General features: G+C 68.6%; 18 protein-coding genes. 2 read left to right on the top strand and 16 right to left on the bottom strand.

The window, feature by feature from the left end; translation table 11 throughout:
* Positions 1-12: 12 nt before the first annotated feature.
* From obgE to ACWGSK_RS21440, 14 genes are all read right to left on the bottom strand, one after another.
* A complete protein-coding gene (obgE, locus tag ACWGSK_RS21505) occupies positions 13-1,377 on the bottom strand; it encodes a GTPase ObgE (RefSeq protein ID WP_358512855.1) in 1,365 nt (454 codons plus the stop codon).
* A 159-nt stretch (positions 1,378-1,536) separates the two neighbouring features.
* Complete coding sequence (gene rpmA, locus ACWGSK_RS21500) at positions 1,537-1,794, bottom strand: 50S ribosomal protein L27 (protein ID WP_067602101.1); 258 nt, start codon at positions 1,792-1,794, stop codon at positions 1,537-1,539.
* Positions 1,795-1,807: 13 nt separating this feature from the next.
* Entirely contained in the window at positions 1,808-2,119 is a 312-nt protein-coding gene (gene rplU / locus ACWGSK_RS21495) for a 50S ribosomal protein L21 (protein WP_358512930.1), read from the bottom strand.
* 277 nt (positions 2,120-2,396) lie between these two features.
* Positions 2,397-5,546, bottom strand: coding sequence for an Rne/Rng family ribonuclease (locus ACWGSK_RS21490; RefSeq protein ID WP_452456570.1), 3,150 nt, complete (start codon positions 5,544-5,546; stop codon positions 2,397-2,399).
* A 163-nt stretch (positions 5,547-5,709) separates the two neighbouring features.
* The gene (locus ACWGSK_RS21485; RefSeq protein ID WP_358512928.1) at positions 5,710-6,489 is read right to left on the bottom strand and encodes a TIGR03936 family radical SAM-associated protein; all 780 of its coding nucleotides are present in this window, start codon (positions 6,487-6,489) and stop codon (positions 5,710-5,712) included.
* 657 nt (positions 6,490-7,146) lie between these two features.
* Positions 7,147-9,078 carry a TIGR03960 family B12-binding radical SAM protein gene (locus tag ACWGSK_RS21480; protein WP_452456569.1) on the bottom strand — a complete coding sequence of 644 codons (1,932 nt, stop codon included), beginning with the start codon at positions 9,076-9,078 and terminating at the stop codon, positions 7,147-7,149.
* Positions 9,079-9,268: 190 nt separating this feature from the next.
* On the bottom strand, positions 9,269-10,447 hold the full coding sequence (gene rodA / locus ACWGSK_RS21475; protein ID WP_358509513.1) for a rod shape-determining protein RodA: 1,179 nt from the start codon (positions 10,445-10,447) through the stop codon (positions 9,269-9,271).
* On the bottom strand, positions 10,447-12,552 hold the full coding sequence (gene mrdA, locus ACWGSK_RS21470; RefSeq protein ID WP_358509510.1) for a penicillin-binding protein 2: 2,106 nt from the start codon (positions 12,550-12,552) through the stop codon (positions 10,447-10,449). The genes rodA and mrdA overlap by 1 nt, the downstream gene beginning before the upstream one ends.
* Before the next feature lie 4 nt (positions 12,553-12,556).
* Complete coding sequence (gene mreD / locus ACWGSK_RS21465) at positions 12,557-13,117, bottom strand: rod shape-determining protein MreD (RefSeq protein ID WP_358509507.1); 561 nt, start codon at positions 13,115-13,117, stop codon at positions 12,557-12,559.
* On the bottom strand, positions 13,114-14,013 hold the full coding sequence (gene mreC / locus ACWGSK_RS21460; protein WP_358509504.1) for a rod shape-determining protein MreC: 900 nt from the start codon (positions 14,011-14,013) through the stop codon (positions 13,114-13,116). Before mreC ends, mreD begins: the two co-directional genes overlap by 4 nt.
* A 1-nt stretch (position 14,014) precedes the next feature.
* Positions 14,015-15,049 carry a rod shape-determining protein gene (locus ACWGSK_RS21455; protein WP_452456568.1) on the bottom strand — a complete coding sequence of 345 codons (1,035 nt, stop codon included), beginning with the start codon at positions 15,047-15,049 and terminating at the stop codon, positions 14,015-14,017.
* 254 nt (positions 15,050-15,303) lie between these two features.
* Positions 15,304-15,708: a nucleoside-diphosphate kinase gene (ndk, locus tag ACWGSK_RS21450; RefSeq protein WP_067602072.1), complete on the bottom strand. Its 405-nt coding sequence runs from the start codon at positions 15,706-15,708 to the stop codon at positions 15,304-15,306.
* A gap of 158 nt (positions 15,709-15,866) precedes the next feature.
* Positions 15,867-16,271 carry a DUF4233 domain-containing protein gene (locus tag ACWGSK_RS21445; protein WP_358509496.1) on the bottom strand — a complete coding sequence of 135 codons (405 nt, stop codon included), beginning with the start codon at positions 16,269-16,271 and terminating at the stop codon, positions 15,867-15,869.
* Positions 16,272-16,305: 34 nt separating this feature from the next.
* Entirely contained in the window at positions 16,306-17,655 is a 1,350-nt protein-coding gene (locus ACWGSK_RS21440) for a bifunctional folylpolyglutamate synthase/dihydrofolate synthase (RefSeq protein WP_358509493.1), read from the bottom strand.
* Positions 17,656-17,766: 111 nt separating this feature from the next.
* On the opposite strand from ACWGSK_RS21440, the gene ACWGSK_RS21435 reads away from it, so the two are divergent.
* Entirely contained in the window at positions 17,767-19,011 is a 1,245-nt protein-coding gene (locus tag ACWGSK_RS21435; RefSeq protein WP_358509490.1) for a hypothetical protein, read from the top strand.
* 150 nt (positions 19,012-19,161) lie between these two features.
* Positions 19,162-20,028, top strand: a complete 867-nt coding sequence (locus tag ACWGSK_RS21430) for a hypothetical protein (protein WP_452456567.1) — start codon at positions 19,162-19,164, stop codon at positions 20,026-20,028.
* Positions 20,029-20,094: 66 nt separating this feature from the next.
* Here the strand turns inward: ACWGSK_RS21430 and ACWGSK_RS21425 are convergent, their stop codons facing one another.
* Positions 20,095-21,501 (bottom strand): LVIVD repeat-containing protein, encoded by a 1,407-nt coding sequence (locus tag ACWGSK_RS21425; RefSeq protein WP_452456566.1) that lies wholly within the window; start codon positions 21,499-21,501, stop codon positions 20,095-20,097.
* Between the two features lie 132 nt (positions 21,502-21,633).
* Positions 21,634-23,043: an LVIVD repeat-containing protein gene (locus ACWGSK_RS21420; protein ID WP_452456565.1), complete on the bottom strand. Its 1,410-nt coding sequence runs from the start codon at positions 23,041-23,043 to the stop codon at positions 21,634-21,636.
* Between the last annotated feature and the right edge of the window lie 77 nt (positions 23,044-23,120).

The raw sequence follows: 23,120 nt of genomic DNA, 5'->3' as shown, positions 1-23,120 counted from the left end.
TCCCCGCGCGGGTCAGCCCAGCCGGGCGTCGGTGCCGCGCGGGCCGGACGGGACGACCTCGGCGTCGAGCGAGTCGTCCCAGTCGAAGACCACCGAGTCCTCCTCGGTACCGATGCGCACCTCGGCCCCCTGGGTGGCGCCGGCCTTGGCCAGTGCCCCCTCGATACCGAGCCGGTTGAGTCGTTCGGCCAGGTAGCCGACGGCCTCGTCGTTGGAGAAGTCGGTCTGGCGCACCCAACGGGCCGGCTTGTCGCCACGCACCCGGAAGATGTTGTTCCCCAGCGGGACCACCTCGAAGGGCGTGTCACCGATGAGCTTGGGCCGCAGCACGATGCGGGTGGGTTCGGCCGCCGGTTCGCTCTGTCGCGCGGCGGCGACCTGCTCACCGAGGGCATAGGAGAGTTCGCGCAGGCCCTCACGGGAGGCCGCGGACAGCTCCATGACCTTGTAGCCGCGCTCCTCCAGCATGGGACGGACCATGTCGGCGAGCTCGCGGGCGTCGGGCACGTCCACCTTGTTCAGGGCGACCACGCGCGGCCGGTCGGACAGGTCGACCCCGGTCTGCTCCCCGTAGGCGGCCAGTTCGGCCTCCAGGGCCTCCAGGTCGGTGACCGGGTCGCGGCCGGGCTCGAAGGTGGCGCAGTCCAGCACGTGCAACAGGGTGGAGCAGCGCTCGATGTGGCGCAGGAACTCCAGGCCCAGGCCCTTGCCGTCACTGGCGCCGGGGATGAGCCCTGGCACGTCGGCGACGACGTACTGGACCGAGCCCGCCTCCACCACGCCCAGGTTCGGGATGAGGGTGGTGAACGGGTAGTCGGCGATCTTGGGCCGGGCCGCGGACATCGCGGCGATCAGCGAGGACTTGCCGGCGCTGGGGAAGCCGACCAGACCCACGTCGGCGATGGTCTTCATCTCCAGACGCACGTCGACGACCTCGCCCTCCTCACCCTTGAGGGCGAAGCCGGGGGCCTTGCGCTTCTTGGAGGCCAGCGCGGCGTTACCGAGACCGCCGTTGCCGCCCTGGGCCAGCACCAGGCGGGTGCCGTGACCCACCAGGTCGGCGATGACCTCGCCGTCCGTCCTGGTGACCACGGTGCCGTCGGGCACGGTCAGGACCAGGTGCTCGCCGTTGGCCCCGGCCCGGTGACCGCCCTGGCCGGGCGTCCCGTTCTCGGCGGTGCGGTGCGGCCTGCGCTGGTAGTCCAGCAGGGTCGCGCTCTGGGTGTCGACCTCCAGGACGATGTCGCCGCCCCGGCCGCCGTTTCCACCGTCCGGTCCACCCAGCGGTTTGAACTTCTCACGGTGCACGGAGGCGCAGCCATGCCCGCCGTTCCCGGCCTTGACGTGCAAGACCGCCTCGTCGACGAAGTCAGGCATTGCTCTCCCCGTAACTCGTGGGGCCACCGCCTCCTGGCGGGGCCGTGATGCGACGTGCCACCCGCGCTATGCGCCGTCCTCGAAGGGACTCCCTAGTGACAACGCGAAGGGCGGGCCAGTGTTCCCTGGCCCGCCCCGAAGAAATCGTCGCGGCTCGACCTAGACGGCGGCCGGGACGATGTTCACGGCCTTGCGGCCGCGGAAGTTACCGAACTTGACCTCACCGTCGACCAGGGCGAACAGCGTGTCGTCGCCACCGCGACCGACGTTGGCGCCCGGGTGGAACTTGGTGCCCCGCTGACGAATGAGGATCTCGCCGGCGGAAACGGCCTGGCCACCGAAGCGCTTCACGCCGAGGCGCTGGGCATTCGAGTCGCGACCGTTCTTAGTGGACGAAGCGCCCTTCTTGCTTGCCATTTCTCCAGGCCTCCTACTTCGCCGCGATACCGGTAACGCGCACCTGGGTGTGCTTCTGGCGGTGACCCTGGCGCTTCTTGTAACCGGTCTTGTTCTTGTACTTCATGATGTTGATCTTGGGGCCCTTGGTCTCACCGAGGACCTCGGCGGTGACCGTGTAGCCGCTCAGCTTGTTCGCCTCGCTGACCACGTTGTCACCGTCGACCACAAGGATGGGCTGCCACGTAAGGGTGGCACCGGTCTCCTCGGAGACCCTGTCGATGTTCAGGACGTCGTCGACAGACACCTTCTCCTGTCGGCCGCCCGCTCGCACGATCGCGTACACCGGGGAACTCTCTTCCTGCTCGCTCAACGAAAAATGCGCTCACTGATGACCGTGATGCCACGATCCACGAATCGCCTGTAGCGGGGCGCGGGGATCTGAGGGAAACAAACCCACCTGGTGGAGAGCACTGCGGTCTCGGGGCGCGCGAACACTTGGGGCGCGCCGACGCACCGTCCATCAGATTACCATTGCCCTGGTACAGACCCGCACAGTCGGTCCGGTCCGGACCCGGTCGTTACCGGGTCCGGACCGAATTCTCGTCCCGCCTCGCTCGACCTCAGCCCGCGTCGACGGCGGAACCACCGGTCGGTGAGGTCACCGCCGCCTTGGTCCGCCGGGTGCGGCGACGCTTGGGCCGTTCGGTGGCGCCTTCGGCGTCATCGTCGGCCGAGTCGGACTCGTCGCCATCCGCCGTCGCCTGCCCACCCTCACCGCTGTCGGCCTCGACGGCCTTGCGGGTGGTGGTGCGCCGGCGGGTCCTCTTGACCGGGGCCTCTGCGACCTCGGCAGGTGCCTCCTCCGTCTCGGGGGCGGCCTCGGCCTCCTGGGGAGCCTCAGCGGTCTCCTCGGCGGCCTTCTTCGCCTTGGAGGTGCGCTTGCGGGTCCTCTTGACGGGGGCCTCCTCGGCCTCCCCGTCCGAACCCGCGGCGTCGCCCTGGTCGGCGTTCACGGTCGGCTCGGTGCTCTCCACCGCGGTGTCGGTCTGCTCGCCCTTGGCGGCCTTACGGCTCCGGGTGCGCTTGGCGGGCTTGTCGCCCTGCCCCGCGGTGTCCTCGGCGACCTCGACGGGACGGTCGACCTGGTCGTTCTCGACCGCGGGCCGCTCGGCCCCCTCGTCCTTGGCGGGCTGCTCGGACTTCTCCGACTTGTCGCCCTTGTCGCCGGATGCGTCGGACGCGGACTCGGAGTCGCCCTTGCCCTTCTTCTTCTTGCGACCGTTACCGTTGCCACCGCCGTTGCCACCGCCCTTGTTCTCCACCGGCTCGGAGGAGATCACCAGGCCACGGCCGTTGCAGTGGTCACAGTTGTGCGAGAACGCCTCCAGCAGCCCCTGGCCGACCCTCTTACGGGTCATCTGGACCAGCCCGAGCGAGGTGACCTCGGCCACCTGGTGCTTGGTGCGGTCCCGGGACAGGCACTCCAGCATCCGACGCAGCACCAGGTCGCGGTTGGACTCCAGCACCATGTCGATGAAGTCGATGACGATGATGCCGCCGATGTCGCGCAGCCGCAGCTGGCGGACGATCTCCTCGGCCGCCTCAAGGTTGTTCTTGGTGACCGTCTCTTCGAGGTTGCCGCCCTGACCGGTGAACTTTCCGGTGTTGACGTCGACCACGGTCATGGCCTCGGTCCGGTCGATGATCAGCGAACCACCGCTGGGCAGCCACACCTTGCGATCGAGGCCCTTGTTGATCTGCTCGTCGATCCGGTACGCGGAGAAGACGTCCCGGTCCTCGGTCCAGTGCGAGAGCCGCTCGGCGAGGTGGGGCGCCACATAGTCGACGTACTCGTGGACGGTGTTCCAAGCCTCGTCACCGGAGACGACCAGACTGGAGAAGTCCTCGTTGAACACGTCACGAACGACCCGGATCGTCAGGTCCGGCTCGCTGTTGAGCAGGGACGGGGAGCTCGCCGACTTGGACTTGCGCTTGATGGAGTCCCACTGCTTGGCCAGGCGCGTGATGTCACGCTCCAGCTCCTCCTCGCTGGCGCCCTCGGCCGCGGTGCGCACGATCACGCCGGCGCCGGAGGGCATCACCTTCTTGAGGATCTGCTTGAGGCGGGCACGCTCCTTGTCGGGGAGCTTGCGGCTGATGCCGGTCATCGAACCGCCGGGCACGTACACCAGGTAGCGGCCGGGCAGGCTGATCTGACTGGTCAGGCGGGCACCCTTGTGTCCGACCGGGTCCTTGGTGACCTGCACCAGGACGGACTGACCGGACTTGAGCACCGACTCGATCCGCTTGGGCTGGCCCTCCAGACCGAAGGAGTCCCAGTTGACCTCGCCCGCGTACAGGACGGCGTTGCGGCCCTTGCCGATGTCGACGAAGGCGGCCTCCATCGACGGCAGCACGTTCTGCACCCGGCCCAGGTACACGTTGCCCACGTAGGAGCGGTGCGTGGCCCGGTCGACGTAGTGCTCGACGAGGACGTCGTCCTCCAGGGTGGCGATCTGGGTGCGGTCGCCGATGCTCCGGATCACCAGGTCGCGCTTGACCGCCTCACGGCGGGCCAGGAACTCCGACTCGGTGACGATCGGGGCGCGGCGCCGGCCCTGTTCGCGGCCTTCGCGGCGGCGCTGCTTCTTGGCCTCCAGGCGCGTGGAGCCGCGGACCGCCTGGACCTCGTCCTCGATGGGACGTTCCTGGCGAGGCTCGCGCACCTTGACCACGGTGTTGGGCGGGTCGTCCGAGGTGCTCTCGCCGCTCCCGGAGGAGCCGGAGCCCGAACCGGAGCGGCGGCGACGCCGACGGCGCCGACGGCTACCGCCGTTCTCGCCCTCGTCGTCGGAGTCGTCATCGGAGTCGGCGGAGGGCTCGTCGCGTCCTTTGCCGTCCTTGGTGTCGGAACCCTTGGTGTCCTTGTGGCGCTCTTTGACGGTGTCCTCGCCGGAGTCGGCGGAGTCGAACTCCTCACCACCGTTGTCCTCGGGACCGCGCGACCGGCCACGGCCACGACCGCCCCGACGACGGCGCCGACGGCTGGGACGCTCCTCGGAGCCCGTCTCCTCGGCGGGGGCCTGAGCCTCGGCGTCGGAGTCCTGCTCGGTCTCCTCTTTCTCGACCTCGACCTCGACGGCCTTGCGGGTCTTGGCCGGGACGTTCTGCTGGGCGACCGGAGGCTGGAAGAGCATGCCGCCGGGCGGGGAGAAGAGGGAGCCGGAGGCGCCGGGGGTGTTCTCCTCGGTCTCCTCTTCCTCGACCGTTTCCGGGGCGGGTGCCTCGACGGTCCTGGGTGCGCGCGAGCGCGCTCGGGAGCGGGTGCGTCCGCGGGAGGCGCTTTCCTCGGCGCCCTTCCCGTCATCTCCGGAGTTCCCCTTGGGGGCGGCGCTCTTGTCGGCCGCATCCCGGGGAGCGTCGTCGTCCTCGGAGGCCACTCGGGTGCGTCGACCACTGGTGGCGGCGGGAACGTCCGCGGGCCGGCCCGCGGCACGGACCGTGCGCCTGCGCACCGGCGTGGGCGAAGAGGTCTTGACCGTTCCGCCCTCACCCGAACCGGCGAGCTTGGTGCTCGGCGTGGTCGGTGGCGTGAAGACGTCGTCGGGTTCGGGGGGTGGTCCGGCGGCGCGGCGAGCGCCCTTGGTGGGCGCGGGTGTGGTCACCCGAACCCCGCCGTTCCCCGCCGGGGGTGTCCCCGCCGTGTTCTCGGTTGTTTCAGTTGTACCCGCGGTGCCGTCGGCACCGCTCTTGGGCTCGTTGTCGAGCATCCGGGCGGTCTCCCGTCAAAGTTCTCGGGCGCGCCGTCGGGCCGCGTACGGTCCGACGCTGCGGCTCACGAGAACTGTCGTCGCTGTGTCAGCGCCGGCGGCACCGGGGTGTCGCCGGGGCAAAGTCCTGTGGTTTCGCCCATGTACCCCGCGTTGGGATCGCTCATGGGCGCGATCCCGTCATGGGCGACGGCCGTGGTGCTCGGGTGCGTCGATCGTTCGTCTCATCGTGCGCGGACCCGGTGCTCTCTGTGGTGGAAGCTTCGGGTCGGTCCGCGTCGAACGGGTCGGCGATCGCACCTGTCACCTCGTCCAGCGGCCCCTGCGCCAGCCGGGTCATCGTGGGTGATGACGGCGGCGCGAGGTCGGCCACGTGGCGAAGGCCGGTCAATACGTCGTCTGGTCGGACAGCAGGTGTCGTGTGCCGTACGACCATTCGAAGTATGGCATATGTCGTGTGTCGCTCCCCTGGGGCGCGCCCATGGGGACCGTCGCACACGTCGATACCGAGTACGGCCGGGCGGGTGTCGAAGCGGCGTCGGCCCTTCTTCGTCATCCGTTCCACCTCGACGCTTTCGGCGGCCAGGTAGTCGGCCACCGCCTTGGCGGCGTCGCCGGGGTCGACGTCCGTCATCTCCACGCGCCATATGGAGGCCTGGAGCCGGTCGGCCAGGCCCGTCACCCGAGCCTCGACGACTTCGAGCACGTCGATCCCGTCGGGCATGGTCGCGTCGATCGCGTCCCTGACCTGATCGGGTCGGCACTCCTCGGCCATGGTGAGCTCTAGATACTCCGCCTCACTGGCGACCCCTGTGGGAGCCGCACCTGTGTAGGAGATCTTGGGATGTGGTGAGAAACCGGCGGAGAACGCCACGGGTAGGGAGGCCCTGCGTAGGGCTCTCTCCAGGGCCCGGGCGATGTCACGGTGACTCGCGAATCGCATGCGTCCACGTTTGGCGTAGCGGACTCGGAGCCGTTGGCCGGGTTTGGCGGTGGAGGGTGAGGTGGTGCCCTCGTGTGCGGGGGGCAGCTCAACTCCTTTCCTCATGCCCCCTCTGTGCGGGCCGTCGGTGGCGACCCGAAAGGGGCTGTTCCTCGTCCTGTTCAGCGTACGGTGCGCCGTGGTGCACATGCGCCGGCAGGACTGCACATACCGGTTCCTGCCCCGCTGACCTGGAATCGAAAAGTCTCGAACAGATTCCGAAGGGTCGTCCGAACCGGTGTCCACCACCTGAACACGGAGGGCCGGAAAAAAAATCCAAAGAAAATCCGCAACCGATGGCAACCCACCGGCACCCCCGCGAGTCTTACTTTACGTACGGCCCGGCGCGAGCGGGGCGCCGGGCCGTACACCTTCCTCCCGGGAGACTCCGAACCTCACGCGAGCGCGACGCGGACACAGCGAACGCGAGCGCACCGCAGGACGAAGACACCCGGAGCGCGAACTTTACTCTTTCACCCCAGGACACACCAGTGCCCTGGGGTTCTTTGTGTCCCACCCCGCGCACACGGTTCTTCGGTGACCTCCCACGCGAGCGCACCGGGGTCCTGGGACGGTGCTCCGTGCGCCCACGTGGGCCCTCATCGCATCAGGGACAGGTCAGAGCACGGTCAGGGGCAGGAGCTTCCTGTCAAGGTCTGCCAGTTGTGGGGTTGAGCCCATGCTGGGGCACACGCCGCAGTCGTAGCAGGGGTTCCAGCGGCAGTCGTCGACCTCCAGCGATTCCTCGCCGTGCAGGGAGTCCTGCCAGTCCTGCCAGAGCCAGGCCCGATCCAGCCCGGCGTCCAGGTGGTCCCAGGGCAGGACCTCGTCTTCGTCCCGATCTCGGGTGGTGAACCAGTCCAGGTCCACCCCGGTACCGGCGAGGCCGACCTCGGCCGCCTTCTTCCAACGGTCGTAGGAGAAGTGCTCGCTCCAGCCGTCGAAGCGGCCGCCCTCCTCCCAGGCCTGTTCCACGATCCGACCCACACGGCGATCGCCGCGGGACAGCAGTCCCTCGATGATCGATGGTCGGCCCTCGTGGTAGCGCAGACCGATCGACCTCCCGTACTTGCGGTCACCGCGCAGTCGGTCCCTCAACTTGCGCAACCTGGCGTCCACGTCCTCGTGGGAGGTCTGGCCGACCCACTGGAACGGTGTCTGCGGCTTGGGCACGAACCCGCCGATGGAGACCGTGCAGCGGATGTCCTTGCGCCCGGTCACCTCTCGCCCGGTCCGAATGACCTCGGTGGCCAGGTCCGCGATGGCCAGGACGTCCTCGTCCTCCTCGGTGGGCAGCCCGCACATGAAGTACAGCTTCACCTGTCGCCACCCGGCCGCGTAGGCGGCGGTGACGGTACGGATGAGGTCCTCTTCGGTGACCATCTTGTTGATCACCCGGCGCATGCGTTCGCTGCCGCCCTCGGGCGCGAAGGTCAACCCGGAACGGCGGCCGTTGCGCGTGAGTTCGTTGGCCAGGTCGATGTTGAAGGCGTCGACCCGGGTGGAGGGCAGCGACAGGCCGGTGTTGGTGCCCTCGTACTCGTCGGCGAGGTTCTTGGCGATGTCACCGATCTCGCTGTGGTCGGCGCTGGACAGGGAGAGCAGACCGACCTCCTGGAAGCCGGAGTTGCGCACGCCCTCCTCCACCATCTTCTGGACGGTGTCCTGGTTGCGCTCTCGTACCGGGCGGGTGATCATCCCGGCCTGACAGAAACGGCAACCGCGGGTGCAGCCGCGGAAGATCTCCACGCTGTAGCGCTCGTGCACGGACTCGGCCGTGGGCACGATGGGTTTCTTGGGGTAGGGCCACTCGTCCAGGTCCATCACGGTGTGCTTTTGCACCGTGCCCGGAACCCCCGGCCGGTTCGGTGTGTAGGCGGCGATCCGGCCGTCGTCGTGGTAGCCCACGTCGTAGAAGCGCGGGATGTACACCCCGCCGGTGGCGGCCAGGCGCGACAGCAGTCCGTCGCGCCCACCCGGTTCGCCCTCCTCCTTGAACTCCCGGATGATCTCGGTGACGGCCAGGGTGATCTCCTCGCCATCGCCCAGCACCACTGCGTCCAGGAAGTCCGCGATGGGTTCGGGGTTGAAGGCCGCGTGCCCGCCGGCCAGCACGATCGGGTCGTCCTCGGTGCGGTCGGCTGAGCGGCGCGGGATACCGGCCAGGTCCAGCGCGGTGAGCATGTTGGTGTAGCCCATCTCGCTCGCGAAGCTCAGTCCGAGCACGTCGAAGGCGCGTACGGGACGGTGACCGTCGACCGTGAACTGCGGGATGCCGTGCTCGCGCATCAGCCCCTCCATGTCCGACCAGACGGCGTAGGCACGCTCGGCCAGGACCCCCTCGCGTTCGTTGAGGATCTCGTACAGGATCTGCACGCCCTGGTTGGGTACGCCCACCTCGTAGGCGTCCGGGTACATCAGCGCCCAACGGACCCGGGTGTCGTCCCACTCCTTGACCACGGAGTTGAGCTCACCGCCCACGTACTGGATGGGTTTGCTCACCCGATTCAGCAGGGGTTCGATACGCGGGAAGAGACTTTCGACGGACATGGTGTGGGCCTTCGATCGGCGGACATCGTGTCTGCCCGGCTCCTGGCCGGATACCCGCGGGGCCGGTATCGCCCACGCGCGGTGGATCTCCCAGGTTACAGCCGTAGGGGGCCTCCGACCGGTTTTCCACAGGGTCTTCGGTCCGGGTCCCTGTCGGGTGCGTCCCTGGCGGGGCCCGGACCGAACGGGCTCAGTACTCGAAACCGCGGTCGCGGGAGTTGACGCCCAACACCAGCCCCAGGGCGAGCATGTTCGCCATGATCGCGGTGCCGCCGTAGGAGACGAACGGCAGTGGAAGGCCGGTCACCGGCACCACGCCCAGGCACATACCGATGTTGATCAGGCCCTGGAACGCGAACCAGGCGGCCACTCCCACGCACAGCATCCGCGGGTAGGGCAGGTCGCAACCCAGGGCGATCCGCAGGATCCTCCAGATGATCACGCCCATCAGCACGATGATCGCGGCGGCACCGACGAACCCGAGTTCCTCCCCCGCCACGGTGAAGATGAAGTCGGTGTGCTGTTCGGGTACGAACCGTCCGTGGGTCTGCTCGCCCTGGAACAGGCCGGTGCCGTCGAAACCGCCGGACCCCACCGCGATGAGGGCCTGGGCGGAGTTGTATCCCGAGCCCTGCGGGTCGGCGGCCGGGTCCATCAGGGTGGCGATGCGGTCGACCTGGTAGGGCTCCAACATCTCGAACCACCACACGGCGAACGCGCCGGCGGCCCCGACGGCGAGCATGCTCCCCACCCACACCAGGGGCGCCCTCGACAGGGTGAGCATGCCGAGGAAGGTCGCGCACAGCACCAGGGTGGTGCCCAGGTCGGGTTGGAGCATGACCAGGGCGAGCGGGATCGCCACGACCAGCACGCACAGCAGCACGTCGCGGCTCATCGGCCGGGTCTCGCCGTCCCGGGGTTCGCCCAGGAAGGTGGCCAGGACCAGGACCAGTCCGATCTTGGCGAGTTCACTGGGCTGGAACTGGAACCCGGCGATCACGAGCCAGCCCCGCGACCCGTTGACGACCGCACCCAACGGGGTGAGCACCAGGACCAGGGCGATGACCGTCACCGCGTAGACGATGGGCGCGTAGGCACGCACCGTCCGGTAGTCGATGGTCGCCACGACCAGGCACACCACCCACGCCACCGCCAGGTGGGCCAGGTGGCGCAGGAGCGCGTCCATGGAGTCACGGGGGTCTCCCCCGTCACCCGGCAGGGTCGCGGACCACACCAGCAGCGCCCCGATGGCTCCCAGGAAGAGCACCGAGAGGACGAGGACCCAGTCGAGGCGTCGAGCGTTCCCCATCGCGGTGGCGGCGGTCCGGCCGAGGTTCCGTCGCCGGGACGTTCCGCTGTAGGTGTCCATCAGGGCTCCAGCGAGTCGATGGAACCGTCCGAACGAACGGTGGGCAGGTCGGAGTGGGGCTTGCCGTCGGGCAGCAGTTCCTTTCCGTCCCCGATCCCGTAGATGGCCTCGTAGATCTCGCGGGCGATGGGCGCGGCCGTCTCGCCACCGGTACCGCCCTGGGAGACCAGGACGGCCACCGCGTACTGCGGGTCGTCGGCCGGGGCGTAGGAGGCGAACCAGGACGACACCTGGCGCTGCTCGGCGTCGGCGCTACCGGTCTTGCCCGCCACGGACACCTCGTCCTGCGGGAAGTCGCCGAAGGCACCGCCACCGGTACCCGTCTTGGTCACCTCGGTCAGCGCCTCCTGCAGGTAGCGAAGGGTCTCGTCGCTGACGGGAAGCTCGCCCTTGACCGTCGGTTCGATGGGTTCCACGTCGGATCCGTCCGCGGCGACCAGGGCCTTGGCCACGCGCGGCTCGTACAGGGTCCCGCCATTGGCGATGGCGGCGTAGGCGGAGGCCAGCTGCAACGGGCTCACCAGCACGTCGCCCTGTCCGATGGAGAAGTTGATGGCCTCGTTGGCACGCCACTCGAAACCCTGGACGCAGTGTTCGTGCGCGAGTCGTTGAAGGTAGGAGGCGTGCGATGGGTTGGTCTCGGCGATCTCCGGGTATCCCTCGTCGGCGCGGGCGCAGTTACCCTCCCGGGTCTCCTCCCAGAAGGTGCGCTTCCACTCGCGGTCGGGGATGCGACCACCGGTCTCGTAGGGCAGGTCCACCCCGGTCGGCGAGCCGAATCCGTAGCCGCGGGCCATCTCGGCCATCGCTTCCTTCGGTTCACCGTCGGGATGCAGCCCGCCGTCCTGTTGCCACATCTGGTAACCGAAGTTGTAGAAGACGGTGTTGCAGGACTTGACGATGGCCTGCTTCAGACTGATGCTGCCCTGTCCGGCGCCCGCGTAGTTCTCGTAGGACTGCCCGGCCAGACTGACCGAACCGGGGCAGGCGTAGCTGTCGTGCAGCGAGTAACCGTTCTCGGCCGCCGCCGACATCGACGACACCTTGAAGGTGGAGCCGGGCGGGTAGGTGCCCTGAACGGCTCGGGAGAGCAGGGGTTCGCCCGCCTCCTCGCTGAGGATGTCGTCGAAGGTCTGCTGGTCGATCCCGCCCTGCCAGATACTCGGGTCGTAGGTGGGCAGGCTCGCCATGGCGACGACTCCACCGTTGGTGACGTCGAGGACCACGGCGGCGCCGGAGTCGGCGCGGTACTTGGGTCGTGCGCCCTCCATTCCCCGGGCGAGCGCCTCCTCGGCGGCCTTCTGCACCTCGATGTCCATGTGGGTGACGATGTGGCGGCCGGCCACGGGCAGTTCGTCGGAGATCACGTCCATGACCTCGCCGTGGTTGTTCACGCCCAGGGTGCGAAGACCGGCGGTGCCGCGCAGTTCCTGGTCGTAGACGGCCTCCAGGCCGTCCCGGCCCACCTGGTCGATTCCGGTGAAGCGGGTGCGCAACTCCTCCCGGGCGTCGAGTTCCTCCTGGGTGACGGGCTGGAGGTAGCCGAGCATCTGTCCGGCGTGCTCGCCCTGCGGGTACTCGCGCGAGGCCTGGGCCTGCGCGGTGATGCCGGGAAAGTCCTCGGAGCTCTCCATGATCTGCAGTGCCACCTGGCCCTCGATCCCCTCTGCGAGGGTGACGGGCTGGTAGGGCGAACCGGGCCAGCATGGGCGCTCGACCTCGGGGCTGCACAACCGCACGCGCTGTTGGAGGTCCTCCACGGGGACGTCGAGGACCTCGGCCAGGTCCGTCAGGACCTTCTCGCCGCCGTCCTCCATCGCCTGGAGCTCGTGGTAGTCGGCGGAGACGACGAGTTCGGTGCGGTTGTTGACCAGGGGTCGCCCGGCCGAGTCCAGGATCTGGCCTCGGGTGGCCGGCACGACCAACTGCTGGTGGTGGTTGGCCACCGCGAGCTCCCGGTAGTGGTCGGCCATGGGCACCTGCAGGTACCAAAGACGACCCACCAGGGCGGCGAACATGATCAGCACCATGAACTGGACGAAGAGCAGACCGGCCCGGCCGAGTTTGGGGCCGGGGAGCCTGGGGTCGATCGGTGGTTTGCGCACGACGTCACCACCTGCCCACGGAGGTCGGTCCCTGGATGGTCGCGAAGTCCTCCTCGGTGAACATGGATCGCGCGCCCAAGACCGGCAGGGTGACCAACGGGGCGACCAGAGTGGTCGCCAAGGTACCGATTCCGACGTTGGCGGCCACCGAGCCCACGGTCACGTGGGCGTCGCCCATGACCAGCCCGATGAACGCGTACCCGAGTCCTACGATGAGAGAGCCCACGGCCACGACGCCGAGGGCGGTCCACCAAGGGATCCGGCCTCCGACCGAACCTCCCAGACCGGTGTTGGCGCGCAACAGGGCCACCAGGTAGGCGGCCACGCACAGCACCAGGGCGTAGCGGCCCATGGGGTGCTCGGCGGGCGGCAGGACGTCCATGGCCAGTCCGGCCGCGAAACCGCAACCGGCGGCCGCGGCGGGGCTCGTGGTCAGGGCGACCGCCACCACGGCGGCCAGCACCAGGTCGGGCCCCGGCCCCCAGTCGAACGGGAGCCGGTTGACGATGGTGGCCTGGACGAGCACCGCGACGGCCACCATGAGCAGGGTTGCGACGGACCTCACTGGTCCCCCTCCGGTTCGGGCTTGGGCGGCAGGAGGGAGTCGCGCGGGTCCTCGGACGGACCCTTGACGACCACTCCCACCACGTCCAGGGCGGCGAAGTCCACCGCCGGGGTGATCTTGGCGATCCGGCTGAGCGCGCCGGGCGCCACCTCCACCTCGTCGACGGTTCCGATGGGCACCCCCGGAACGAAGGGCGCGCCCTCGTGCGAGCCGAGCGTGACCACCCGGTCGCCCTGGTCGATGGGCGCCTCCAGGTCGAACAGTTCCAACGTCATGTCGGCCTCGGGACCACCGGGGACGCTCCCCCCGGTGATCGCGCCGATCTTGCGGGACTCCTCCAGGCGGGCGCCGACCGAGGAGTCGACGTCGGTGGCGAGTTTGACGGTGGCGGTGCGCGGACCGGCCTCGATGACCCGACCGACCAGACCGTCGCCGTTGACCACGGTCATGTCCGTTTCGATGCCCGAATCCGTGCCGGCGTCCAGGGTCGCGGTGTGCGCGTAGCCGCGCGCGGTGGTGCGGGTGACCGCCTGGGCCGGAACGACCTCGTAGGAGCCGAGGCCGGACAGGTGCAGCATGTCGTCGAGCCTGTCGGCGCGATGGTCGTCGATCCGGGCGGCCTGGAGTTCGGACTCCAGCTCGGCGTTGGCGTCCTCAAGCTCGCCGATGCGGTCGGCCGCCTCCGGCCCGGCACTGAATCCTTCGTGGACACGAACGAACGGCCCGGAGACCAGACCGACGGCGGCGGCGGTGGGCGCGAAGACCAGTTCGCCACCGCTGCGGGCGATCGAGGTGACCGGATCACTGCCGGGACGCGCGTCGACGACCAGCAGGACCAGGGCGATCGCGGCCAGCACCGCGAGGACCAGCCGGGACCGCGTGGTGTCGCTCAGCATGTCAACGCCGCCGTTCCGGGACGAGGACCTGATGCAGGCGCTCGTAGTTCTCCACGCAGGTGCCGGAGCCGATGGCGACCGAGTCGAGCGCGTTCTCGGCGACGTGGATGGGCATCCCGGTCTCGTGGAGGAGTCGTTCGTCCAGGCCGCGCAGCAACGCGCCGCCGCCGGTCACGGCCACTCCGCGGTCCATGATGTCGCCGGACAGCTCCGGCGGGCACTTGTCGAGGCTGGTGCGGACCGCGTCGATGATCGCGATGACCGGTTCCTCGATGGCCTGACGCACGTCGGACTCGGACATCACGATGGTCTTGGGCAGACCGCTGACCAGGTCGCGTCCACGTACCTCGGCGTGCAGCTCCTCCGCCCCGGTCGGATAGGCGGAGCCGATGGCCACCTTGAGCTCTTCGGCGGTGCGCTCCCCGATCATCAGGGAGTACTCCTTCTTGACGAAGGTCGTGATGGCCTCGTCGAGCTCATCGCCCCCCACCCGGATGGACTGGGAGGTGACGATACCGCCCATGGAGATGACGGCGACCTCGGTGGTGCCACCGCCGATGTCGACGACCATGTTCCCGGTGGGTTCGTGCACGGGCAGCCCGGCGCCGATCGCGGCGGCCATGGGCTCCTCGATGATGTAGACCCGCCGGGCTCCCGCCTGGTAACCGGACTCCTTGACGGCGCGGTGTTCGACGGAGGTGATACCGCTGGGCACCGCGACGATGATGCGGGGCTTGGCGAAGTGGCGACGGCGGTGGATCTTCTGGATGAAGTAGCGCAGCATCCGCTCGGTGACCTCGAAGTCGGCGATGACGCCGTCCTTGAGCGGTCTGATGGCCGTGATGTTGGAGGGCGTGCGCCCGATCATCTGTTTGGCCTCGATACCGACCGCCACGATCTTGCCGCTCGATGTGTTGAGCGCGACCACAGAAGGCTCGTTCAGTACGATTCCGCGCCCGCGCACGTACACCAACGTGTTGGCGGTACCCAGGTCGACGGCCATGTCCCGGCCTAGAAATGCAAGGTTGTTCGGCATGTAACGTCCTCAGAGGCGCCCTACAGGCGCGGAAACGCGGACGACCATACGTAGTCGTTCCGGCACGTTATGTATGCAGTCCCCCGTATCGTAACCCTAGGCACTTAGTCCGTTACGCAAACACACCGATTCGTTGCCCCGCTCCGCGCACACGGCGCGAAGAACACCACCGAACGCCCCGGAAACGACGAACGCGCCCCCGAAGGGACGCGTCGCGTCGATACTCGTCGCCCACGAGGGGCGCGCCGCAACCCTTACAGGTCCGGGAAGAAGAGCTTGATCTCGCGCTCGGCCGAGTAGGTCGAATCCGAACCGTGCACGATGTTCTGCTGCACCTCCAGGGCGAAGTCGCCGCGGATGGTGCCCGGGGACGCCGTCACCGGGTCGGTGGCGCCGGCCAGGGCACGGAAGGCCTCGATGGCGCGCTCGCCTTCGACCACCATGGCGACCAGCGGTCCACCGGTGATGAAGTCGACCAGCGACTCGAAGAACGGACGCGTGGCGTGCTCCTCGTAGTGCGTCTTGGCGGTGTCGGCATCGAGCGTGCGCAGCTCCATGGCGGCCAGGTTCAGGCCCTTGCGCTCGATGCGCGAGATGACCTCACCGACGATGTTGCGGCGGACACCGTCCGGCTTGATGAGAACGAGAGTGCGCTCCACGTGCGTTTCAACTCCTCACTGGACCCCCGCGCGGCACACGCGGCACTGGGCCCTCGGCGAGGCCGCGCGCGGTGGGGTGTACGGGTGTGCGTCCGGGACCGGCGGATGAGGGGAGGCCCGCTCGACGCGGCTCCTGGCCCGCCCGGACGTGCGTCACACTATCGCGTTTGCGGCCCCGACGACGCGGTGGTCACGTCCTCACCGCCGGAAGCGCCCTCGCCCGCCACGGACTCCGCGCGCGCGGCGTGGGCCGCCCGCGTCTCGTCGACCCGACGGCCCAGGATCACCGCGACCACCCACAGGGACACGAACACGATCGCGACCAACAGCGCGCCACTGACCATGAACGAGCTGAACAGGAAGGCGGCCTGCAGGGCCCAGGACGCGTAGTGCGCCCAGGTGTACTTCTGCAACCCGGACAGCAGCAGCGCGGCCACGGCCATGCCGCCCCACACCCCGCCGGCGATGGACGGGTCCACCCCTTCCAGCTGGATGGCGATGGGGATCGCCAGGCCGATCACTACGGCCTCGAACACGAGCACTACGGCGCAGACCACGCGCATGGTGTTTCCCTTCGTAGGAGGATCGTGGCGCCCGCTATCCGCCGGCGCCGCGCAGCAGGTGCACGACGTCTCCGGAGGTGACCACGGAACCGGTGACCAGCACGCCGACCCCACCGAACTCGCCTTCCGCCTCGGCCAAGCCCACGGCCCGGTCGATGGCGTCGTCGAGTCGGGGAGCCACGTGCACCCGGTCCTCACCGAAGATCTCTTCGGCGAGCGCGGCCAGCCTCTCCGGTTCGAGGGAACGCGGCGAGGAGTTACGGGTGACGACGATCTCGTCGAGCAGTGGTTCCAGGGGATCCAGAATCCCCTCGACGTCCTTGTCGGCCATGATGGCCACCACGCCGATCAGCCGGGAGAAGGCGAAGGCCTCCTCGACGGCGGCGACGGTGGCGATCATCCCGGCCGGATTGTGTGCGGCGTCGGCGATGACGGTCGGGCTGGTGCGCACGACCTCCAGACGCCCGGGTGCTTCCAGCCCCGCCAGAGCCTCGGCCACGATCATGGGATCGAGCCCGATGGCGTCCTCGGCGGCGGAGAAGGCCTCGACGGCGGCGACGGCGACGGCGGCGTTGCCTGCCTGGTACTCGCCGAACAGCGGCAGGAAGAGGTTGTCGTAGGTCCCGGTGAGGCCCTTGACGACGATCTGCTGACCTCCGACGGCCACCTCACGGGAGGTCACCCCGAACTCCAGACCCTCGCGTGCGACGGTCGCACCGACCTCGGCCGCGTGCCGGAGCAGGACCTCCGCTGCGGGCAGCGGCTGCTGCGCGACCACGGCGAGGGAGTCGGGTTTGATGATGCCCGCCTTCTCCTCGGCGATGCCGTCGAGGGTGTCGGGCAGGTAGTCGGTGTGGTCGATTCCGATGGGTGTCACCACCGCGACGTCTCCGTCGACGACGTTGGTGGCGTCCCAGGTCCCGCCCATGCCCACCTCCACCACGGCGACGTCCACGGGGGCGTCGGCGAAGACGGCGTAGGCCATGACGGTGAGGATCTCGAAGAACGACAGAGGGGCGTCGTTCATCGAGTCGGCCATCTCGATGTAGGGGTGGATGTCGTCGTAGGCCTCGACGAACCGCTCCTGGGAGATGGGCTCGCCGTCCACGACGATGCGTTCGCGTATCGTCCGCAGATGCGGGCTGGTGTAGCGGCCCGCGCGCAGGCCTCGTCCACGCACCAGGGCGTCGATCATGCGTGCCGTGGACGTCTTGCCGTTGGTCCCGGTGACGTGGATGACCCGGAAGTTGCGCTGCGGGTCGCCCAAGAGGTCGAGGACGGTACGGACCCGGTCCAGGCGTGGATCGATGTCGGTCTCTGGGGCGCGGGAAAGGATCTGCGCGGTGACCTCGGCGTAGCGCTCATGGGCGCCCTGGCCGCTCACAGGGTCTCGTTGGTCGGGGTGTACACCCGCGTCAGTGTACGCGGCCTCACCTGGGCCCGGGCTCCGGGTCGGTCGTGCGAAGCCCGATGTCACCGAGACCATACTTGGAGCATGCCAAGCCTTGACCCCTTCTTCTCCGAGTGGGCCGGCCGCGCCCCCGGACAGGCCCGCAGCCTGGACCGGGCGACCGCCCTACTGACGGCCTTGGGCCTGTCCAGCGAGCGCGCCCCGGTGTTGGGGGTGGTGGGTTCCAAGGGCAAGGGGAGCACGGCGACCGTGGCCGCGGCGACCCTGTCCGCGGCCGGGGCGCGCACGGTCCTGGTGACCGGGCCGAGCTTTCGGGGGTACCGCGAACGCGTGCGGGTGGACGGGACCTCCGTCACCGACACCGAACTGGACGCCTTGGGCGCGGAGATCGAGAACGCCCGGGGGACTCTCCCCGAACACGGCGGCTACCTGGCCCCGAGCGGGTTGTTCCTGGTGGCGGGGCTACTCAAGGCGCGTGAGATCGGCGCCGACGTCTGTGTCCTGGAGGCCGGCATGGGCGGTCACCGGGACGAGCTACGTCTGGTCGGCCCCGAGGTCGTGGCGCTCGGTATGGTCTTCGCCGAACACCTGGGGGTTCTCGGCGACACCGTGACCGAGATCGCCCGGGAGAAGACCCGGGTGGCGGGTGAGCGCACCCGGGCCCTGGTCTCCCTGCCGCAAAGCCCCGAGGTCTCCCCCGTCATCGAGCGAACCCTGTCGGAGGTCACCGCCGGCCGTGTCTCCCCCGAGATCGTCGACCCGGATCTCCCCGGCTCGGCGCCGCCTCCGGCCCTGCGTCCCCCGGGTCTGTCGGCCGCCTCGGGTGTCCTGGGCGTGGCCGCGGGGACCCGCGCGCTCGAACTCCTGGGCCACGGGCCCGCCCCCACCGACCGTCTGCACCAGGTGCTGGGGACCCTGAACCTGCCCGCCCGGCTGTCCGAACATCCCGTGCCCGGCAGCGCGACCGCCCGCGCGCTGGTGGACTCGGCCATCGACCGCGTGGGAGTGGCGACCGCCCTCGCGCGGGCCCACACCCGTTGGGGCGGTGTCGACCACGTGCTGCTCTGCCTGCCCGACCACAAGGACGTGTCCGGCGCCATAGGTGCCCTCGGTGGAACACCGGTCACCGCCGTGCGCTTGCCCGAGGCCCACCTGCGCTTCGACCACGACCTACCCGCCCACTGGGACCGGATCGACGCCGAGAGGATCACCCCGGACTTCGTGGCGTCCCTGGGCGACCGCGTCCTGGCCCTGGGCACGGTGTACTTCACCGGCCGTATGACCGAGGTCCTGGACGCCCCCACCGATCGCCTCTTCGCCCCTCGCTGACCTCGGGTCCCGGCCATACCCGTATTCGTCGATTCCTCGAAAACACCGACGCACCGCCGGAAATCACGCCATGCTCACTCTTGGTAACCCCTCGCAGGTCGGAATGTCTTCATGGCGTTGTTCGACCGTGTCCGAACCCCAGGAATCCGCATGCCCACACGAGAACACGAAATTCCTCTGCGGTTGGTACAGAACCAGCCCGCGATGGCCCCCGTACTACTGGAATCCCTCGGTTTCGAGGTCCCGCGACACACCGAAGTGCTCAACACCAGTTCGGTGCTGACCAACTGCGACCCCAAGAAACTCAACAGCGACGGTGCCGTGGTGTTGCGAGACGGCACCACGAACGTCATGGCGGTGGTGATCGAACGTCAACACGGGTATGACCGAGAAAAGCACCGTAGTTGGCCCGCCTACTTGGTCACCCTGTACGTCCGATTGGGGTGTCCGACGATGCTCCTGGTCCTGTGCCCGACCGACACCATCGCGTCGTGGTGCGCCAAGCCGATCCGCACCGGCCATCCGGGTTTCGACCTGGAACCTCTGGTGATCGGGCCAAGCGACACACCAAGGATCATCGAGAAGGAAGAAGCTCGGAAACTTCCCGAACTGGCGCTGCTGTCCGCCAGGGCGCACGCCGACCACGACCCTGAAGCCCTGAAGGTCGTGGTGGAGGCTTTGAACTCCACGACCCCGGAAAATCGGACCTTCTATTATGACTATGTGCTCGCCGGCCTCAACGAGGCCGCTCGGAAGGAGCTGGAGGACTTGATGGCCGTGGAAACCTACGAGTGGCAAAGCGATTTCGCCCGCAAGTACGTCGGGATCGGTCGCGAGGAAGGTCGATCCATCGAGGCCGCCGAGAACGTCATCACTTTTCTGCAGGCTCGCGGGCTCACCATCACCCCCGAGGTTCGCACACGGATCGAATCCTGTACGGATCTGAAGACTCTGCGGCGATGGGTCCTGGCGGCGGCCAAGGTCGACCGGGCCGAGGAACTCTTCGAGCGGGAGTAGAACCCGGTTCGCCCACGGGGCGCGGGAAGGGGTCTCCCCCTTCCCGCGCCCCGTCCTGTCAGCCGGTCAGCGGCCGGGTCGGTAGCTCGGTTGGGTCTGCGGGTTGAACTCGTCGTAGGTGACGCGTTCGGCCGGGCGCAGACGCGGGTCGGTCAGTTCCAGGACGTCCAGGCCCCGGCGCATGTCCGAGGAGTAGACGTGGCCGTTGTAGTAGTAGGCCGACCAGGAGCTGCCGTTCTCGATGTCGGGGTCGATGCGGTCGTCCGGGTCCCAGTGGCCGATCTCGCGGGGGTTCTTCGGGTCGTTGAAGTCGATCACCGAGACACCGCCCTGGTACCAGGCCTGCACGAAGTAGTTCTGGCCGGGCACCGGGATCAGGGAACCGTTGTGCGCCACGCACACCTGCTCGTCGCCCTGGTGGCGTTCCAGTTTGTAGTAGGACTCGAAGTCGAGGGTGGCGTCGGTGCCCTCGCCGTCCAGGGTGTAGATGGCGTTCGCACCGCGTTCCGGGCCGATCTCCTCGGTGCAGGTGGCCGCGCCGCCGCCGCCGAGCTCGTCGGTGAAGATCACCGTGCTCGCGTCGTTGGTGAAGGTCGCCGAGTGCCAGAACGCGAAGTTCTCGTCCTGGACGACCTCGGTCACGACCGGTTCGACCGGGTCGGAGATGTCCATGAGGACGCCGTCGCCCATGCAGGCGCCCGCGGCCAGGTCCTTCTCCGGGTAGGCGGTGATGTCATGGCAGCCCTCGGTGGGACGTAGCAGGCCGTCCTGGTCGTGGTTGCCGCCGTCGGGGAACAGCACGGGTTCGTTGACGAGCGCGGCCGAGGCCGGGTCGTCCAGCGGCACCTCGATGACGGAGATCTTGTCGTGCGGCGGCTGACAGTTCGGGAACTCCTCGGCCGGGGCGTAGGAGGACACGTAGACGTACTCGCGTTCGTCGTCGCCGGGCACGAGGGTGAGGGTGTGCGATCCGCAGTCGGTACGCACGGCCGCCACGTACTGGGGGTTGGCCTTGTCTGAGATGTCGAAGACGCGCACGCCCTCGAAACCGTCCGGGTCGGTCACCGGAACCGCGGGGGCACCGCACTCGTCGCTCGCGTTGGGGTAGTCCACGGCGAAGTACACCAGGTCGCCACTGACCGACAGGTCCCCCTGGCCACCCGGGCACAGGACCTCGGAGACGATCTCCGGGTCCGCCGGCTCGGATACGTCGTAGATGACGAACCCGTCGTAGTTGCCACCGATGACGTAGTCACCGGTGAAGGCCATGTCCGAGTTGGTGTTGCTGACCGCCTCGGGCTTGGGCAGGTTGGCGATGTGTTCGACGTTCTCGCTGGTGACGTCCTCGGAGGGCGGGGCGTCGGCCTGGGCGCTCGCCGGGCCGAGCAGCCCCGCGAGCAGGGTCGCCGCCGCGGTGAGGGCCACGACGGTCGATCGTCGAACTCCTCCGCGTCTCGGGGAAGCTGCGGGCATGCTTTCTCCTGTTGGTCGCATAGAGGGCGGGGGCTGTATGCGGCGGGGCCGCGGCGAACGGCCGCGGCCCCTGGTCCTCCCGTTTGCCCTGACTCCCCAGGAGGAGCCACCGGGAGGGATTCGTGGGGTCGGTCAGCGGCCGGGTCGGTAACTCGGCTGCGACTGAGGATTGAACTCGTCGTAGGTGACGCGTTCGGCGGAGCGCAGACGCGGGTCGTCGATCTTCAGGACGTCGAGTCCACGGGTGATGTCGGAGGAGTACACGTAGCCGTTGTAGTAGTACGCCGACCAGGAACCACCGAGGACGAGCCGATCGTCGTCGATCGGGTCACGGTCGAAGTGGCCGATCTCGCGGGGGTTCTTCGGGTCGTTGAAGTCGATCACCGAGACACCGCCCTGGTACCAGGCCTGCACGAAGAAGTCCTGGCCCGGGACCGGGATGAGCGATCCGTTGTGGGCGACGCAGTTCTCGGTGGCGGTCTGCACGCGCGGGAGCTTGTAGTAGCTCTCGAAGGTGAGTTCGGGATCGTCGTCGGTGCCGCCGATGGTGTAGATGGCGTTGGCGCCGCGCTCCTCCCCGTACTCCTCGGTGCAGATGGCGCCGCCGCCACCGCCGAGCTCGTCGGTGAAGATCACCGTGCTCGCGTCGTTGGTGAAGGTCGCCGAGTGCCAGAACGCGAAGTTCTCGTCCTGGACGACGTCGGTCACCACCGGGTGGGCCGGATCGGAGGTGTCCATGAGGATGCCGTCGCCCATACAGGCTCCCGCGGCCAGGTCGATCTCCGGGTAGGCGGTGATGTCGTGGCAACCGGTGGTCCTGGTGTTGCCGCCGTCGGGGAACAGGACCGGCTCGTTGACCAGGGCGGCCTCGGACGGTGCGTCGATGGGGATCTCGACGATGGAGATCTTGTCGTGCGGCGGCTGACAGTTCGGGAAGTTCTCGTTGGGCGAGTAGGAGGACACGTACACGTAGTCGTGTTCGCCGTCCTTGCCCGGGACGAGGGTGTGGGTGTGCGATCCGCAGTCGGTGGCCACCGCCGCCACGTACTCGGGGGCGGCCTTGTCGGAGATGTCGAACACTCGAATGCCCTCGAACCCGTCCGGGTCACTGGTGGGCACGGACGGCGCGCCGCACTCGTCGCTCGCGCGCGGGTAGTCGACGGAGAAGTACACCAGGTCGCCGCTGACCGACAGGTCGCCCTGACCGCCCGGACACAGGACCTCGGAGACGACCTCGGGGGCCTCCGGCTCGGAGATGTCGTAGATGACGAAGCCGTTGTAGTTGCCGCCGATGGCGTAGTCGCCGGTGAAGGCCAGGTCCGAGTTGTAGTCGTCCATGGCCTCGGACTTGGGGAGGTTCGCGACGTGGGTGACGTTGGGGCTGGTCTCGGCGTCGCTTTCGAAGGGGGTGGTGTCGGCGGCCGCACCGACGGGGCCGAGGAGGCCCACGGTCAGGAGCGCGGCGGCGGTGAGGGCGACACCGGTGAGTGCTCTGCGGTGAAGCGGGCGTCCTGCACGGGGGTGGGTGGGGGATGACGCCATGTGTACTCCTGATTCCTAATGGAGCGAAACAGAAAGAACGTACACAGTTCAACATCAATATGTATAGAGGGAAACAA

The sequence above is a fragment of the Nocardiopsis sp. NPDC055551 genome (assembly GCF_053619415.1).
The sequence above is the reverse complement of the archived record's forward strand: the minus strand, read 5'-3'. Positions and strand labels throughout refer to the sequence as shown.

Excerpts from the sequence above, each read along its gene's own strand:
- ACWGSK_RS21430 (WP_452456567.1), top strand. The coding sequence starts at position 19,162 with ATGCCCACACGAGAACACGAAATTCCTCTGCGGTTGGTACAGAACCAG.
- mreC (WP_358509504.1), bottom strand. The coding sequence starts at position 14,013 with ATGCTGAGCGACACCACGCGGTCCCGGCTGGTCCTCGCGGTGCTGGCC.
- ACWGSK_RS21425 (WP_452456566.1), bottom strand. The coding sequence starts at position 21,501 with ATGCCCGCAGCTTCCCCGAGACGCGGAGGAGTTCGACGATCGACCGTC.
- ACWGSK_RS21435 (WP_358509490.1), top strand. The coding sequence starts at position 17,767 with ATGCCAAGCCTTGACCCCTTCTTCTCCGAGTGGGCCGGCCGCGCCCCC.
- rpmA (WP_067602101.1), bottom strand. The coding sequence starts at position 1,794 with ATGGCAAGCAAGAAGGGCGCTTCGTCCACTAAGAACGGTCGCGACTCG.
- ACWGSK_RS21455 (WP_452456568.1), bottom strand. The coding sequence starts at position 15,049 with ATGCCGAACAACCTTGCATTTCTAGGCCGGGACATGGCCGTCGACCTG.
- ACWGSK_RS21480 (WP_452456569.1), bottom strand. The coding sequence starts at position 9,078 with ATGTCCGTCGAAAGTCTCTTCCCGCGTATCGAACCCCTGCTGAATCGG.
- ACWGSK_RS21420 (WP_452456565.1), bottom strand. The coding sequence starts at position 23,043 with ATGGCGTCATCCCCCACCCACCCCCGTGCAGGACGCCCGCTTCACCGC.
- ACWGSK_RS21485 (WP_358512928.1), bottom strand. The coding sequence starts at position 6,489 with ATGCGATTCGCGAGTCACCGTGACATCGCCCGGGCCCTGGAGAGAGCC.
- ACWGSK_RS21445 (WP_358509496.1), bottom strand. The coding sequence starts at position 16,271 with ATGCGCGTGGTCTGCGCCGTAGTGCTCGTGTTCGAGGCCGTAGTGATC.
- rodA (WP_358509513.1), bottom strand. The coding sequence starts at position 10,447 with ATGGACACCTACAGCGGAACGTCCCGGCGACGGAACCTCGGCCGGACC.
- obgE (WP_358512855.1), bottom strand. The coding sequence starts at position 1,377 with ATGCCTGACTTCGTCGACGAGGCGGTCTTGCACGTCAAGGCCGGGAAC.
- ACWGSK_RS21490 (WP_452456570.1), bottom strand. The coding sequence starts at position 5,546 with ATGCTCGACAACGAGCCCAAGAGCGGTGCCGACGGCACCGCGGGTACA.